General features: G+C 72.5%; 11 protein-coding genes and 1 pseudogene. 2 read left to right on the top strand and 10 right to left on the bottom strand.

What is annotated here, in order from left to right; genetic code table 11:
- Positions 1–132: 132 nt before the first annotated feature.
- From ACIRSU_RS00770 to lanL, 4 genes are all read right to left on the bottom strand, one after another.
- On the bottom strand, positions 133–996 hold the full coding sequence (locus ACIRSU_RS00770) for an ABC transporter permease (RefSeq protein ID WP_403787656.1): 864 nt from the start codon (positions 994–996) through the stop codon (positions 133–135).
- Positions 993–2,099, bottom strand: a complete 1,107-nt coding sequence (locus tag ACIRSU_RS00765) for an ATP-binding cassette domain-containing protein (RefSeq protein WP_403787653.1) — start codon at positions 2,097–2,099, stop codon at positions 993–995. Before ACIRSU_RS00765 ends, ACIRSU_RS00770 begins: the two co-directional genes overlap by 4 nt.
- 151 nt (positions 2,100–2,250) lie before the next feature.
- Positions 2,251–2,403 carry a VenA family class IV lanthipeptide gene (locus tag ACIRSU_RS00760; protein ID WP_403787650.1) on the bottom strand — a complete coding sequence of 51 codons (153 nt, stop codon included), beginning with the start codon at positions 2,401–2,403 and terminating at the stop codon, positions 2,251–2,253.
- Positions 2,404–2,450: 47 nt separating this feature from the next.
- Entirely contained in the window at positions 2,451–5,186 is a 2,736-nt protein-coding gene (gene lanL, locus ACIRSU_RS00755; RefSeq protein WP_403787647.1) for a class IV lanthionine synthetase LanL, read from the bottom strand.
- 421 nt (positions 5,187–5,607) lie between these two features.
- Between lanL and ACIRSU_RS00750 the strand changes: the two genes are divergently transcribed.
- Positions 5,608–7,017, top strand: a complete 1,410-nt coding sequence (locus ACIRSU_RS00750; RefSeq protein WP_403787644.1) for a pyridoxal phosphate-dependent decarboxylase family protein — start codon at positions 5,608–5,610, stop codon at positions 7,015–7,017.
- A gap of 189 nt (positions 7,018–7,206) precedes the next feature.
- Here the strand turns inward: ACIRSU_RS00750 and ACIRSU_RS00745 are convergent, their stop codons facing one another.
- The 5 genes and pseudogenes from ACIRSU_RS00745 to ACIRSU_RS00725 form a co-directional block, all read right to left on the bottom strand.
- The gene (locus tag ACIRSU_RS00745) at positions 7,207–8,247 is read right to left on the bottom strand and encodes a vWA domain-containing protein (protein ID WP_403787641.1); all 1,041 of its coding nucleotides are present in this window, start codon (positions 8,245–8,247) and stop codon (positions 7,207–7,209) included.
- An 85-nt stretch (positions 8,248–8,332) separates the two neighbouring features.
- Entirely contained in the window at positions 8,333–8,914 is a 582-nt protein-coding gene (locus ACIRSU_RS00740; protein ID WP_403787638.1) for a DUF6529 family protein, read from the bottom strand.
- A 4-nt stretch (positions 8,915–8,918) separates the two neighbouring features.
- Positions 8,919–9,476: a hypothetical protein gene (locus tag ACIRSU_RS00735; RefSeq protein ID WP_403787635.1), complete on the bottom strand. Its 558-nt coding sequence runs from the start codon at positions 9,474–9,476 to the stop codon at positions 8,919–8,921.
- A gap of 142 nt (positions 9,477–9,618) precedes the next feature.
- Positions 9,619–10,839 (bottom strand): MFS transporter, encoded by a 1,221-nt coding sequence (locus ACIRSU_RS00730; protein WP_403787632.1) that lies wholly within the window; start codon positions 10,837–10,839, stop codon positions 9,619–9,621.
- A 148-nt stretch (positions 10,840–10,987) separates the two neighbouring features.
- Positions 10,988–11,452, bottom strand: a pseudogene (locus tag ACIRSU_RS00725) (sigma-70 family RNA polymerase sigma factor); the annotation flags it as partial.
- 120 nt (positions 11,453–11,572) lie between these two features.
- On the opposite strand from ACIRSU_RS00725, the gene ACIRSU_RS00720 reads away from it, so the two are divergent.
- Positions 11,573–12,355, top strand: a complete 783-nt coding sequence (locus ACIRSU_RS00720) for an alpha/beta fold hydrolase (RefSeq protein WP_403787629.1) — start codon at positions 11,573–11,575, stop codon at positions 12,353–12,355.
- Between the two features lie 174 nt (positions 12,356–12,529).
- On the opposite strand, the gene ACIRSU_RS00715 is transcribed toward ACIRSU_RS00720, so the two are convergent.
- Positions 12,530–14,227 (bottom strand): ABC transporter family substrate-binding protein, encoded by a 1,698-nt coding sequence (locus ACIRSU_RS00715; protein ID WP_403787626.1) that lies wholly within the window; start codon positions 14,225–14,227, stop codon positions 12,530–12,532.
- Positions 14,228–14,269: the final 42 nt, after the last annotated feature.

The raw sequence follows: 14,269 nt of genomic DNA, 5'->3' as shown, positions 1-14,269 counted from the left end.
CGGTCGCCGCGCCGACGCGCCGGGGCGGCGGTTCGGCGTTGGTGCTGCGCCCCCGCCGCTGACCCCCGCGCCGCTGCCGCCCGAGCCGTGGGGCGCCGCCGGCCTGGACCGGCGCCGCACCACGGCCCTGTGTCATTCGGGGCGGTTGAAGCGGTGGGCCGCCCACCACAGCGCGACGGCGCCGACGGCGAGGAGCAGGCCGGCCTCAACGGGCAGCGGTGGCTGCCGGCCGGCCCACGCGATGCCGCTCACCGCCTCCTGGCCCGGCACCTGCCAGGCGATCAGGCGGCGCAGCAGGTCGACCGCGTACGCGAGAGGGTTGACGGCGGCGAGGGTGTGCGCCCAGCCGGGCAGGGCCTTGAACGGGAAGAAGCTGCCGGAGAGGAACAGCAGCGGCATCATCACCAGGCCGAGGAGCATGTGGAACGTCTCGGACCTGCGCAGGGTCACGGCCAGGGCCAGGGCCAGTGCGGTGATGGTGAACGAGGCGAGGACCATGCCGGCGAGGAGCAGCACGAGCAGGAGCGGGTCGTACGGCAGGCCCGCGACACCGGCGAGGCTGAGCAGGACGGCGCCCTGGGCCGTGGCGACGAGGGTGCCGCCGGCGCAGTTGCCCAGGAGCAGGGTGACGCGGCTGACCGGGGCCATCAGGAGCTCACGCAAATAGCCGCTCTCCCGGTCGGTGATCAGACGGACGCCGACCAGGAGGGCCGGGGTCTGCACCGTCATCATCAGCATGCCGGGGAAGAGATAGGTCTGGTATCCGACGCCCAGCGAGGCGCGGGGGATGAGGGCGGTCAGCCCGCCGCCGAGGATGAGCAGATAGAGCACCGGGTGGAGCAGCATCAGCGCGGTGTGGGCGCGCTGGCCCGCGAGGCGCAGCAGATCGCGGTGGACCAGGGCGCCGATCGCGCGCATCTCGCGCCGCAGACGGGTGGGCCGTTCGTCGCCGAAGGCGTCCGGGGCGCCGGCGGTGTGGAGCGGCAGTGTGGTCATCGGCCGCTGCCCCTCTCGGTCGTCGTGGCGGGGCCGGCCGGCTGCCTGCCGGTCGCGGTGGCGTTCAGGCTGCGCCCGGTGTGGTGGAAGAAGACGTCGTCGAGCGTGGGCGGCGTCGCGGAAGCGGCGTGCACGGAGATGCCGTGGCCCTCGAGCGCCGCACACAGACGCGGAATGAAGGCGCTGCCGTCCGGCACGCGCAGACACACCCCGCCCGCGTCCACCGTGACGGGGCGGCCGGCCGGCGCGATCCGCCGCACGATGTGCTGTGCCAGGGCGTCGTCGCTGGTGCGCACCACGACCCGGTCGTCCCCGATCGCGTCCTTGAGCGCGCGGGGTGCGCCCTGGGCCACCAGACGGCCGCGGTCGATGATGGCGATCGCGTCGCAGTTCTCCGCCTCCTCCAGATAGTGGGTGGTGACGAAGAGCGTGCTCCCGTGGCGGCCGGGCAACGCGCGCAGGTGCTCCCAGACCTGGGCGCGGGCATGGGGGTCCAGTCCGGTGGTCGGTTCGTCCAGGAACAGCACGCTCGGGGCGTGCAGCATGCCGCGGGCGATCTCCAGACGGCGGCGCATACCGCCGGACAGCGTGCGTACGGGGGAGCGGCGCCTGTCGGCCAGACCGACCAGGTCGAGCACCTCCGCCGCGCGCCGGCGGGCGTGGCGGCGGCGCAGCCCGTAGAGGCGTCCGTGGATGTCCAGGTTCTGCTCGACCGTCAGGTCCGGGTCCACGGCGCCGTGCTGGAAGAGCATGCCGACCCGCTGCCGCACCCGATGGGGCTCGGTGAGCACGTCGGCGCCGGCCACGGTGGCGTGACCGGCGGTCGGGCGGGCCAGGGCGCACAGCATCGCGATGGTGGTGGACTTCCCCGCTCCGTTGGGGCCGAGGAAGGCGAAGGTCTGCCCCCGCGGCACGTCCAGGTCAAGCCCGCGTACGGCGTGGACGGTGGTGCCCTGGGGCCCCGGGTAGCTCTTGACCAGACCGCGCGTGCTGATCGCGTACACCGGAGGGGCAGACGGGTGGGGGGTGGCGTGCGGGCTGGTGACGGCGGCCGTCAGGAGGGCCGCCCGGGCGGGATCGTCATCACCGGCGTGTGGCTGCATGTCGTCTGGACCTCGTTTACGGGTTCGCTGTCCGCGGCCAGGCACGGTGTGCGCGGAGACGGAGGGAAGGGGACACGCTTGTTCGAAGGTCGGAGGATCCGGCCGGCGGCCTTCCCGGGCTTGTGGCCGCCGGCCGGATCATGCCGCGGTGCTACGCGCAGCTGATGCCGATACAGACGGTGTTGAGGAGCGTCAGCAGGCCGATGCACTCACAGGTGCCCGAGAACGATCCGTCGACGGCGACCGGCTCGGTCTCCGGGAGGGCGTGAAGGCGGGCGATCAGCTCGAGGTCCTGGTTTTCCATGGCTTTCTCCCTTTTCTTCTCTGGTCGGCGGCAGGGAACCCTGCCGCTCACTCCGGCAGCCGGACCATCCAGTGCCGGGGGCTTGTGTGGCGGATCCGCAGGAGGAAGGCGAGGATGCCTGCGGAACCGTCGCTCCAACTGGTCGAGACGTCCCCGTACTCGTTGGGGAAGACCACGTGGCCGCGGCGCTCGGCCCGCTCGCAGACGATGAGCCGGGCGAGCCGCTCCGCCATGACGCGGTAGGCGGGGTCTCCGGTGGCGTCGGCCACGTCGAGGAGGAAGTCACCGTTGCCCGCGAGCCCGTGGCACTGGGTCAGGGCGGCACGGGTGGCGCGCTCCGCGACGGCATGCGTACTGCGTCGGGCCGCCTCGCCGTACCTGTCGTCGCCGGTGGCCTGCCACAGCTGGAGGAGGAACGTGCCGATGCCCGCCGAGCCGTGGCACCAGTACGGGGCCGTGGGCACGTCGCCGTCCTGCGCGGGCCACTGCGCCGCCCCGCCGACGAGCCGCCCGGCGGCCAGCAGGTGCTCGCCGGCCTGCAGCGCCAGGTCCCGGTGCGCCTCGGCGCCCGAGACGGCCGCGGCGGCGAGCAGGAAGCAGCCGATGCCGGCCGTTCCGTGGGCGAAGCCGAGGTAGCGTTTTCCGCTCTCCCCGGACGCGCCCTCCGCGGCGGCGGCCTCGGCCGGGATGGGCCAGCTCACGGCGGTCGGCTCGCGCCGCGCGGCGGCGGCCAGTCGGTCGGCCGCCTCGACCGCCAGTTCCGCGAAGCGCGCGTCCCCGGTGCGATGGAACAGATGGAGGGCGGCAAGTCCACTGCCGGCGGCGCCATGGGTGATGTCGAAGTGCAGCGTGGACCGCTGCGGCGCGAGCGCCAGGGCCAGTGCGTGCTCGGTGAGCCGGCGGTCGTCCACGGCGCGCCCGGCGTCGTACAGCGCCCACGCGGTCCCGCGGCCGCCGAAGTGCAGACCGGGTCGTACGGAGCGGAGGTCGGTGCGGTCGGCGATCCAGCGGCCTGCCGTGGAGATCACCTCGGGCAGACGCGGATCGCCGGACAGTTCGAAGTACCGCGTCAGTACGGCCAGGACACCGGCCGCGCCCTGCTGCACGCTGCAGGGGTCCGCCTCGCCGGCCATGGTGGACACGGGCCACAGCCGCCGCTCGTCCGCCGGGGTCATCGACTCGACGAGATGGTTCACGATCCCGGCCACCGCGTCGTGCGGGCCGTCGTCGCCGGATGCGGTCCGGCCGGTCGAGGGGTACGACCCGGGCCGCGCCGATGTCGTGGATGCGGGCTCCGCGGGTGCCGCGTTCGCCGCTGTCAGGTCCGTCTTGTGAAGGGTCTCGCGGGCCTGTGCCGGGTTCCAGCGCTCGCCGGGATCGTCCCGCATCAGCCCGAGGATCATCTCCACCAGACCTTCCGGCAGGCGAAGCGGCTCGGTACAGGACTCCAGCCAGGCGGCGAGCCGCTGCTCCGCGGGCCTGACGCCGGGCTCCTCGGGGAGCAGGTTCGGCACCTTCCCGGCCAGGACGAAACAGACCGTGGCGCCGAGGCTGTAGTAGTCGGCCGTCGGTGAGACGGGCGCGTCGACCAGGCGCTCGGGGGCGCTGAACCCGGGGGTTCCCACCCGGGTCGGCAGCGGGGAGTCGTCGTCCAGGACGGCGAGTTCGAGGTCGATCAGGCGCAGTTCACCGTCCGGGCGGACCATGACATTGGCGGGCGTGAAGTCCCGCAGGACCAGACCGCGGGCGTGGGCCGCGGCGACCAGGTCCACCAGCCGGACCACCTGGGCCAGTGCTTCACCGCGGTAGCGCTCGGCGCCGGCGTCGCGGAAGCGCTCGGCCACCCAGGTGCGCAGGGCCACGCCCGGCACCTCGTCCTGGGCCAGGAACAGATGCCCGCCGTGCTCGAACAGTCCCAGCGACAGGGGCGCGAGATCCGTGCCCTGGAGCTTCTCCAGTGTCCGCGCCTCGGCGCGCAGCCAGTCTCGCACGTCGCAGCCCGAGGAGTCGGCCTCCACATGCGGCCGGGCCTCCTTGATCACCACCGGAGCCCCGGTGCGCACGCAGGTGCCCCGGTAGACGCCGCCCTTGTTCGTGTGCCGGATCGCCTCCCGTACCGCGAAGCGACCGCCGATCACCACCGGCCCGCTCGCCGCGGCCGCCGTGCGCGGCGCGACGGGCACCGTGGCGGGGAAGGGACAGACCGCCCACGGGGGAGGGGAGTACTGGCCGGTGCGCCTGTCCTCGACGAGATTGCCGTCGGGGTCCTCGATGAGCCACACCAGCAGACCGTCGTCCGACAGCCCCCGCCGGCCCACGAAGGCGCCGTAGCGGTAGTGCACCAGACTTCCCACGGCATAGGGCTGGTCCGACAGGATCCTCGGCCCCGCCAGTCCCGCAGTGGCCCGGTGTAGCTCCTCGGCGAGCCGGACCGCGTCCTCGTCCGAGCGCGGGTAGACCGTGATGAACTTGCCCGAGCTTCCCCGGGGCGTGGCCCGGGAGTTGAGCGCGCTCACCTTTTCCCGCGACCGGGCGAACTTGAACGTCGACTCCTGGTGCAGCAGCACTTCCAGGGCCTTCGCGAGAACCGCCGGAGCGGACGCCGCCGTCGCCGACACATGCAGCTTCCAGCCCTGCTCGCGCCGCGCTCCGGACCCGGACCGGGGTGCGACACGGCACCACATGTCGTCCGCGTCGGTCACCCACCGCCCGTCTGTTCCCGTGGCGTGCAGGGCCTGGCTCAGAAGGTCTTCCAGCTCGGCTTCGGTAGCGTGGCTCGTCATCGTGTCCCTCTCAACGGATGCAACCGCCGGACGGGAAGTTGCCCGATGACATAAGCGGACCAACACACACCCCGCCGGGTTCACTTGATTCAGCGAGCGCGCGCCGCTGGTCTCTCACCAGGAGGCGCGACCAGCGCAGAACGAAGCAGCCGGAGGCTCGGGGCGAGGCGGCGGTAGTCGGCGAGCGACCGGCGCTCGGCTTTCTTCGGGAGGTGCGCCGGGCGCGGGAAGGGGCGCATGCCTGCCGCCGAGTCGTCCACGACACCACCTGATCAGCGCCGGAACACGGACCGCGGCCGCCGCGCGTGGGCCCGTCCAGGGCCACGCGAGCCGATCCAGACGCGCGTGGATCCCGGATTCAAGGCCACTTTTCCGAGATTGGCCCCCGTGCTCGTCCCGATCGTCTGCTTACGCTGCGGCCATGCATCCGACGCTCGCCGCCGACCTCGACCGGCTCCCCGAACTCCTCCAGTCCGCCCGCGACTTCGCGGCCCGTGAGCTCTCCCGGCTCGGCGAGCGGCCGGTCGCCGGCGCGGCGAAAGCCCCCGATCCCGATCCCCTCCCGGCGGCCGGCGTCGGCGCGCAGGGCGCGCTCGAGCAGTTCGCCCGGCGCTGGGAGCCCGGATTCTCCGCTTCGGCGGGGCCGCGCTACCTCGGGTTCGTCACCGGCGGCGCCACCCCGGCGGCCCTCGCCGGCGACTGGCTCACCGGCGCCTACGACCAGAACGGCTCCAGCGGCGGCGGCTCGACCTCCGACGCGCTGGAACGCGAGACGCTGGGCTGGCTGCGCGAGCTCTTCGGGCTGAGCGAGACGCACCAGGGCGCGTTCGTCAGCGGCGCCACCATGTCCAACACCGTGGGACTGGCCGTCGCCCGTGAGTGGCTGGGCGAGCGCCTGGGCGTCTCGGTGTCCCGCGAGGGAGCCGCCGCGCTCGGCCCGGTCGACGTGCTGTCCGGCAGCCCGCACTCCAGCATCACCAAGGCACTGTCCGTCCTGGGCGTGGGCCGCGACAGCCTGCGTTCCGTGCCACTGCTCGGCGGCGAGCGCGAGGCCGTGGACGTGGCCCGGCTGGCCGAGGCGCTGGAAGCGCTCGGCGGGCGGCCCGCCGTCGTGGTCGCCAACGCCGGGACCGTGAACACCGTCGACTTCGACGACCTGCGGGCGATCGCCGCCCTCAAGGAGCGGTACGACTTCTGGCTGCACGTGGACGCCGCCTTCGGCGCGTTCGCCGCGCTCTCCCCTGTACACGCCTCCCTCGTCGACGGGCTCGACGCCGCCGACTCGATCTGCGTGGACCTGCACAAGTGGCTGAACGTCCCCTATGACGCCGCCGTCCAGTTCACCCGCCGCCAGGACCTCCAGGTGCGCGTCTTCCACAACGAGTCGCCCTACCTCGGCCTGCCCACCGGCACCCCCGACTTCCTCCACCTGACCCCGGAGAACTCCCGGCGGCTGCGCGCCCTGTCCACCTGGTTCTCCCTGACCGCGTACGGGCGCGCGGGCCACGCCGAGATCGTCGAGCGCTGCGCCGCCCTGGCCCGGCGCCTCGGCGAGGGCGTCTCCGCCGTCCCGGGCCTGCGACTCCTCGCCCCCGTGCGCCTGAACGTCGTCTGCTTCACGCTCGCCGACGACCCGACCGCGGAACGGCTCGGCGCCCTCGCCCGCGCGGTCGCCGACTCCGGCGAGGCCTTCCTCACCCCCACGGTCCTGCACGGCACGCCCGCACTGCGCGCCGCCTTCAGCAACTGGCGCACGACGGAGACGGACACGGACCGGGTGCGGGACGCACTGGCACGGGCGGTCCGGACGCCGGCGCCCGCGGGTGACTAGGGGGTGCGCGGCACCGTACAACACACCTGCACGACGTCGCCGCCCGTACGGTGCCGCTGCCCGAGGACGTGGCCGGCCTGCTGCGAAGCTGCCGCGAGCGCCTCGACGAACTCACGGCGCTGATGGCGGGAGCATGCGGGGGACGACCATACCGGGGCCCGGCTCCACCCCCGGCGCACACGCCCCCGGTCAGATCATCAGCAGCAGCCGCGTGTTCGCCACGAGCTTGCGGTTCACGCTGGTGCTCTGTACGAAGATGGTGAAGTCGTCGTTGTGGTCCGGCTTGACGCGGACCTCGACGTCCGGGAGGCCGAGCAGGGCCCGGGCCTCGGGGCCCGTGTATATGCGGTCCGTCTTCTTCTCCAGGACCGCGATCTGCTTGCGCGCCTGGATCTTCTCCGACTTGCTCAGCTGGTAGTACGCGCCACCGGTCCGGTACGTGTGGCCGCTCTCGACGACCCAGTCGCGGATGCCCGCGTCACGGGTCACCGGGATCAGCTGATACTCCGACGGCTTCGCCGGGGTGAGGCCCGCCGCCTTGATGGTGTCCTTGTTGACCGTCTCCGCGCCCATGGAGAACACGGCTCGCGTTCCCCGGATGCCCTTCGTGCGCCCCACCATGAACTTCTCGGTGGCCTCCTGGATGACCTGGCCGGCCTCCTCCAGTCCCTGCGTGCTCGTCGCGTCCCAGATGGCGATGTTGTCCTTGGGGAACCCGCACTGGACGGCCTCGCGCTTGCCCATCTGGTCCGGCACCAGCACGGCCAGCGTCCAGTTGTCCTCCTGCGTCTCGATCATCTGTGCCACGGCGGCCACCAGTTCACGCGGATTCCTGGCCGGGGCGTCCGGGCAGCGGTGACTGGCGTTCTCCTGTCCGTCGGTGAGGACGAACGTCAGGAAGCTGTGGTCGCCGTAGAGTTGGGCCGTCTGGGCCAGCTCCCGCTGCGACTTCAGGGCGGCGGCGAGGAGAGCCGTCATCCCGCCGACCCGGTACAGCTGCTTCAGCGAAGGCATCCGCAGCACGTCCTTGTCGTAGATGACGCACTCCACCTTGTCGGCGAAGACGTACACCGTGACGCGGGTCTCCTGGTCCAGTTCCCTGGACCGGCGGGCAAGGTACGCGATCTGCTGGTCGGCGACCTCGACGACCTTGTTCCTCAGGTGCGACATGGACGAACTGGCGTCCAGCACAAGCGCGACGTGGTTGATGTAGTTCTGATTCCCGGACACGGGCAGCTCCCCCTCGTTTCCGACTGGATGCTCCTACCGTCTCACCCACCACTGACAATCGATCTTGGAGCTGTTGCGCCGGACGCTAGAAGCCCGGCGCGTCGGCGCCGTTCAGGTACCAGAGGGCCGCTGTGTACCAGAGCAGTGCGATCGCCAGGACGAGGGCGCCGCCGGCCACGGGCAGTGCCCAGCCCGGCAGCCGGCGGTGCCGGACGACGTTCACCTTGGCGACGAAGGCTCCGTAGAGGAAGCAGCCGCTCAGCGAATGGAGGGCGGTGCGGGCGTCGGTCAGCTGCACGCCGTAGGCGACCAGGCAGTGGCGGGCGATCGGCAGGGAGAGCAGGAAGGCGGCGAGGCCGACGAGCCGGTGGGTCGGCCCGACCGGCCGTGGCGCCGGTCCCAGGCCGGGCAGCCGCCCGTACAGCCAGAGGGCGAGCAGCAGTTGGATCAGCGCGAGGCCGAGGAGGGCGGTGCCGAGCTCGGACTTCAACTGCTGGGCGTCGTCGAAGCGCGCGCCGAACAGGCTGGTGTCGTACACAGGCGTGTGCGCGCGTCCGTACCAGTACACGCCGACCGCCGCCGCGACCGGCAGCAGAGCCCAGAGCACGCCCCGTACGACTCGCCCGCGATGCGTCCCTCCGGGCGTCGCGTGCTCGTCGCCCGTCATCGGATCAGTCACCCTCGACCTTGTCGCCGGCCGGGTTCACCACGTACCACTTGGCGCCGAAGGCGTCGGACTCCTCGCCGTTGGTGTCGCCCTTGGAGGTGTCGCCCTCGAAGTAGTACAGCGGGTGCCCGTTGTAGACGATCTGCGTCTTTCCGTCGGTGCGCCTGGTGGTGGAGAGCTTGGCCTGGTCGGCGCCGTGGGCGGCGGTGGGAGCGCCCGTGGTGAGGGCGGGCGGCCAGGCGGCGGCGCAGGCGTCGTAGCAGGTAGAGCTGGTCGAGGTGTCCTTCTCGAAGAGATAGAGGGTCTTGCCCTGGGAGCCGACCAGGATCTCGCCGAACTTGCCGACGGTTGCCGTTGCGATGCTCGTCCCTCCGCCCGCCCCGGTCGAGGCGCTCGCGGAGGCGCTCGCCGAGGTGCTCGCGGAGGCACTTGCCGAGGGTGTCGTGGCGGAGGACGAGCTTGTCGGGCCGGTGGTCTTGTCATTGCTGGAGCAACCGCCGCACACCGCGGTGAACAGGCTGACGGCGGCGAGCGAGACGACCGCGAGGCGGCGCTGGTGCATGGAGGTCTCCGGCGGATCGAGGATTTCTTCCCGCACCACTACGGCCGGTGGTCTACGGCGCTGCCACGGCGGCGCGCCGCGCGGTCAGCGCGACGAGCGACGCTGATGGGCCGAACGGATGAGCACGGAGGCAGCGGCGGAATCAGCGCCGCGACGCGCGGGTGGCGAACAGGAGCACCACGGCGAGCACCTGGACAGCGACGACCACGGTGATCAGTACGGGGATCGAGTAGCCGTACAGGCCGCCGATCAGCGCGCCGCCGGCCAGGCTCGCGGCGCCGACCACGCCGGCGAACAGCCCGTACGCGGTCGCCCGCCGGCCGCTGGGCACCAGGTCCGCGACCGTGGCGCGCAGGGTGGACTCCTGGATGCCCATGGCCGCGCCCCACACCAGCGAACCCGCGACCGCGATGCCCAGCGTGTCGGTGAACGCCAGCAGCGCCACGCCCGCCGTGAGCACCGGCAGGGCGATCAGCACGCGGGGGCCGTGGCGGTCGTACAGCCAGCCCGTGGCCAGCGCCGCCACGGCGTCGACGGCCATCGCCGCCGCGTACAGCACCGGCACCCACGTCGAGGCGAGCAGGTGCCGCTGGACCAGGTGGAAGGAGAGGACGCCGAAGGTGGCGAGCCCGGTCGTGGTGGCGGCCGTGAACGCGGCGTACGACCAGAAGGCCCTCGGCAGACGCGCCTCCGCAGCCCCGCGCTCCGGTGCCGGGCCGGCCGCGGCGGCCGTGGCAGCCGCCTCGCGCTCGTACGCCTCCGGATCCGGCACCCGTGCCCGCAGCCAGAACAGGACGCCCAGCACCGCGACGCCGGGCAGGGCGAGCACGCCGAGCGCGGGCCCGTAGTCGCCGCCGGTCAGCGCCAGCACACCGGCCACGAGCAGGGGCCCGACCAGCGCGCCGACCTGGTCCATCGCCTCGTGCACGGCGAAGCCCCGCCCCCGTCCCGTCGCCGCCGTGGCGTGGGACAGCAGGGTGTCCTTCGCCGGTGAGCGGACCGCCTTGCCGACCCGCTCGGCGATCACCAGGGCGCACGCCGCCCACAGCGTCCCGACCACGCCAAGCAGCGGCACCGAGGCGACCGTCAGCGCGTATCCGGCGATGGCCAGACCCCAGAAGCGGCGGGTGCGGTCCGCCAGCGGGCCGGAGACCAGCCGCAGCCCGAGCGCCGCCGCCTCTCCGGCACCGGTGACCACGCCGACGACCAGCGCGGACGCCCCCAGTGACGCGAGTAGCGGCCCGGTGACCGAGCGAGCCCCCTCGTACACGAAGTCGGCGAGCAGACTGACCGTGCCGAACCACAGCACGAACCGCCACGGCCCCATCCCCACCGGCCCCGAACCCACCGGACGCTTCCCCACCGGCCGCTTCCTTGCCACAGTCTCTCCCTCGCCGCGCCCGGGCCGCCGCGGTACGTACGGCCCCCGGCGAACGATGGCGATGGTATCGGCGAGGCCGCCGAAGAAGGGGGCGGCGAGAACCGTCAGCGCATCGCCCTCCGGTACTTCGTGACGCAGCGGTCGTCCCCAGCTGCTCGGCGACCTCGGCGGCGCTGAACTGCAGCACCTCGCGCAGCAGCAGCACGGCTCGCTGCCGCGGCGCCAGCACCTGTACCGCGGCCACCAGCGCGAGCCGCGTGTCGGTCCGCACCTCCACGTCCAGCCACGCGTCGGGGAACGGCTGCAGCCAGGGCACGTCCAAGGCCGGGGAGAGCGGTGCCCCGGGATCCTCGCTCGGCGCACCGAGCCCGGACGGCAACGGACGCCGCGCCCGCCCTTCCAGTGCGGTGAGGCACGCGTTGGTCGCGATCCGGTACAGCCAGGTCCGCACCGACGCGCGCGTGGAGTCGTAGCGGTCGCGGGCCTTCCAGGCGCGCAGCATCGTCTCCCGCACCAGGTCCTCGGCCTCGTGGAACGAGCCCAGCATCGGGTAACAGTACGCAAGCAACTCACCCCGGTACGGCTCGAAGTCCACGCCCCCATCAGGGCGTACCGCAGACGAGGGCGCGCACCGCGCCGACGGATGCGCCACCCGGCGCCGACACGACCGGTTCGTGGCTGGCGGGCCGCCCCGGCCGCCGACCACACTGGGCGCATGGAAACCATGGTGCGGGTCGACGGCGGCGAGGTCTGGGCCGAGGATACGGGAGGGGACGGGCTGCCGATGGTCCTGGTCCATCCGGGGGTCGGTGACTCCACCATCTGGGACCCGGTGCTCGCCTCGCTCACCGGGCGGCAGCGGCTGATCCGCTACGACGCGCGGGGATACGGCCGGTCCCCGGCGCCGGTCACGTCGTACACCGCCGCGGGTGACCTCGCCGCCGTCCTCGACCACTTCGGCCTGGACCGCGCGGTGCTCGTCGGCTCCAGCATGGGCGGCGCCGCCTCGCTGAGTCTCACGCTCGACGCGCCGGAGCGGGTGGCGGGTCTCGCGCTGTTCGTGCCCGGGGTGAGCGGATACGACCTCGACGAGGAGGAGTTCTACAAGGAGCTCGCACGTCTCGCCGAGGCCGGTGACACGGAGGGCATCGTCCGGCTCGGCCTCGGCCTGTGGGGCCGGGCGGCGGGCGGCGCCCCCGAGTCCGATCCGGTCGCGGCGGCGCACCTCAGGGCCGTGCTGCCCGCCTGGTTCGCCAACGTGGGCCATCAGCGCACCGATCCGCCCGCCTTCGACCGGCTCGGCGAGATCGCGGTGCCGACGGTGCTCGCGCTCGGCGAGCTGGACCGCCCGCAACTCGTCCGCTGCAACGAGGAGATGGCCGCACGCATCCCCGGCTGCCGGCTGGTCCGCCTCGCCGGCTCGGACCACTACCCGACGCTGCGCGAGCCGGAGGCCGTCGCCCGTCTGGTGGAGGAGCTGTACGCGCAGGCGCACTGAAGCGCGGTGCGGCGGTCCGCGTACGGGGCGGGCGGCCGGCCCGGGGTGCTCGGCGCACCTGAGACCTGCCTGCCCCGGCCCCCGCCTCGGCCCCGGCCCCGCCCGGCCCCGGCCCGGTCCTGCCCCGGCCCCGGCCCGGTCCCGCTCAGGCGGGCCGCCGGGCCGTGGGATCCGCTACTTCTGCCAGCCGACCGTCTCCGGCAAGGGGGTGCCGAAGATGGTGGCGCCGACGTTGGCCAGGCCGTTCTTGACGCCGTAGATGGACGGGCCGCTGAACAGGGGCAGGTAGCCGTACTGCGCCAGTGCCTTGCGCTCGACGGCGTTGGCCCGGGCGATCTGCTGGTCGGGGTCGGCGATCGCGGAGACGGCGTGGATCTCCTTGTCCAGTTCGGGCGAGCCGATGCTCACGATGTTGGAGGCGCTGTCGGTGCAGTAGAACTCGCACAGGTAGCGGGCGCCGAACGGGTCCGAGGACCGGTTGCCGACGAGGAAGATGTCGAAGCTGCGGTCGGCGAGGATCTTGGCGAAGTCGGCGTCGGTGGAGTTCTTGAGGGTGACCTCGATGCCGACCGGCTTGAGCATCTGCACGAGCGCGCCGGCGGTGGCCTTCTCCAGCGGGTCGTCACCGCGCAGGGTGTAGGAGACGGTGAGCTTCCTGCCGTCCTTCTCGCGGATGCCGTCGCCGCCCGGCTTCCATCCGGCGGCGTCCAGGATCCTCCTGGCCTCCGCCGGATCGTGCTTGACCACGGCGCCGACGTTGTCGGAGTAGCCCTTCTGGAAGCTGAAGAGCAGCAGGGAGCCGGGCAGCGGCTCGCTGTAGCCGCCCAGTCCCTGGAACTGGATCCTGGCGATCTGGGTCCGGTCGATGCTCTCCAGGAGCGCCTTGCGGACCTGGACCTCCTGCAGGTTGGGCGACTTGGCGTTGACGTAGAAGGAGTACGCGAACGGGCTGCCGCCCTGCCGTATCTCGGTGCCCTGGACGCCGCTGAGCCGCTTCAGGCCCTCGGCGTCGCCGGCGGAGGTGTAGTCGATCTGGCCGTTCTTGAAGGCGTTGGCCGCCGCGGCCGACTCCAGGTTGACGTAGACGCGCTTGTCGAGCTTGCCCTTCTTGCCCCACCACTTGGGGTTGCGTACGAAGGTGAGGTCGCCGCCCTTGGCGTCGAACGTCCCGACCGTGTACGGGCCGGCGCCCCACTCGGGGTGGACCTTCTTGACGTAGGCGTCGTTGTAGTTGGCGACCGTGGCGGCCTTGGGGTGCAGAAGCGTGGTGAAGAGGCTCGACCACCACGGGGCGGCGCCCTTGAACTCGATCACGGCCTGCTTGTCGTCCGTGCCGCGCGTGACGGAGGTGATGTGGCTGTAGCCCTCGGTGTCCGACGCGTTGTACTTCTTGTCCGCGCCGTTGTTGGCCTGCCAGGTCGCCCTGACGGCCGTCCAGTCGATCGGGGTGCCGTCGTTGTAGGTGGCCTTGGGGTTGAGGGTGAGGACCACCCGCTGGTTGCCGCCGGTGACGCCGACCCGCACGTCGCTGAGGTAGTCCGGGTTGTACTGCGCCTCACCCGTGGGGGAGTAGGTGATGACGTCAGGGTTGTACCAGAACCAGACCCGCTTGGCGGTGAGCGTCGCGTTGGCGTTGAACGGGTTGCCCTGGTCGTCGATGGTGCCCGCGGTGGTGTAGGTGCCGCCGTCCTTGACGTTGTCGTAGGGCTGCGGGTTGTAGTCGACCTTCGCCGAGGCCGCGCTGGGGGTCGCGCCCTTTCCGGAGGCGGGGCCGGCGCCCGTGCCGCCGGAGCCGGAGGAGCTGCAGGCCGAGACGGAGAGGGCGAGGGCGGCGGTGAGGGCGGCCGCGGGGACGGCGATTCTCGATCGCATGACGGAGTGGATCCTCATTCCTTGAGCTGGTTCGCGACACCA

The sequence above is a fragment of the Streptomyces sp. NPDC101160 genome, assembly GCF_044768205.1.
GTDB lineage: Bacteria > Actinomycetota > Actinomycetes > Streptomycetales > Streptomycetaceae > Streptomyces.
This window is presented reverse-complemented; position numbering and strand designations above follow the sequence as displayed.

Coding starts and splice junctions, on each gene's coding strand:
- ACIRSU_RS00765 (WP_403787653.1), bottom strand. CDS start 2,099: ATGCAGCCACACGCCGGTGATGACGATCCCGCCCGGGCGGCCCTCCTG.
- ACIRSU_RS00770 (WP_403787656.1), bottom strand. CDS start 996: ATGACCACACTGCCGCTCCACACCGCCGGCGCCCCGGACGCCTTCGGC.
- ACIRSU_RS00750 (WP_403787644.1), top strand. CDS start 5,608: ATGCATCCGACGCTCGCCGCCGACCTCGACCGGCTCCCCGAACTCCTC.
- ACIRSU_RS00740 (WP_403787638.1), bottom strand. CDS start 8,914: ATGACGGGCGACGAGCACGCGACGCCCGGAGGGACGCATCGCGGGCGA.
- ACIRSU_RS00735 (WP_403787635.1), bottom strand. CDS start 9,476: ATGCACCAGCGCCGCCTCGCGGTCGTCTCGCTCGCCGCCGTCAGCCTG.
- ACIRSU_RS00715 (WP_403787626.1), bottom strand. CDS start 14,227: ATGCGATCGAGAATCGCCGTCCCCGCGGCCGCCCTCACCGCCGCCCTC.
- lanL (WP_403787647.1), bottom strand. CDS start 5,186: ATGACGAGCCACGCTACCGAAGCCGAGCTGGAAGACCTTCTGAGCCAG.
- ACIRSU_RS00760 (WP_403787650.1), bottom strand. CDS start 2,403: ATGGAAAACCAGGACCTCGAGCTGATCGCCCGCCTTCACGCCCTCCCG.
- ACIRSU_RS00720 (WP_403787629.1), top strand. CDS start 11,573: ATGGAAACCATGGTGCGGGTCGACGGCGGCGAGGTCTGGGCCGAGGAT.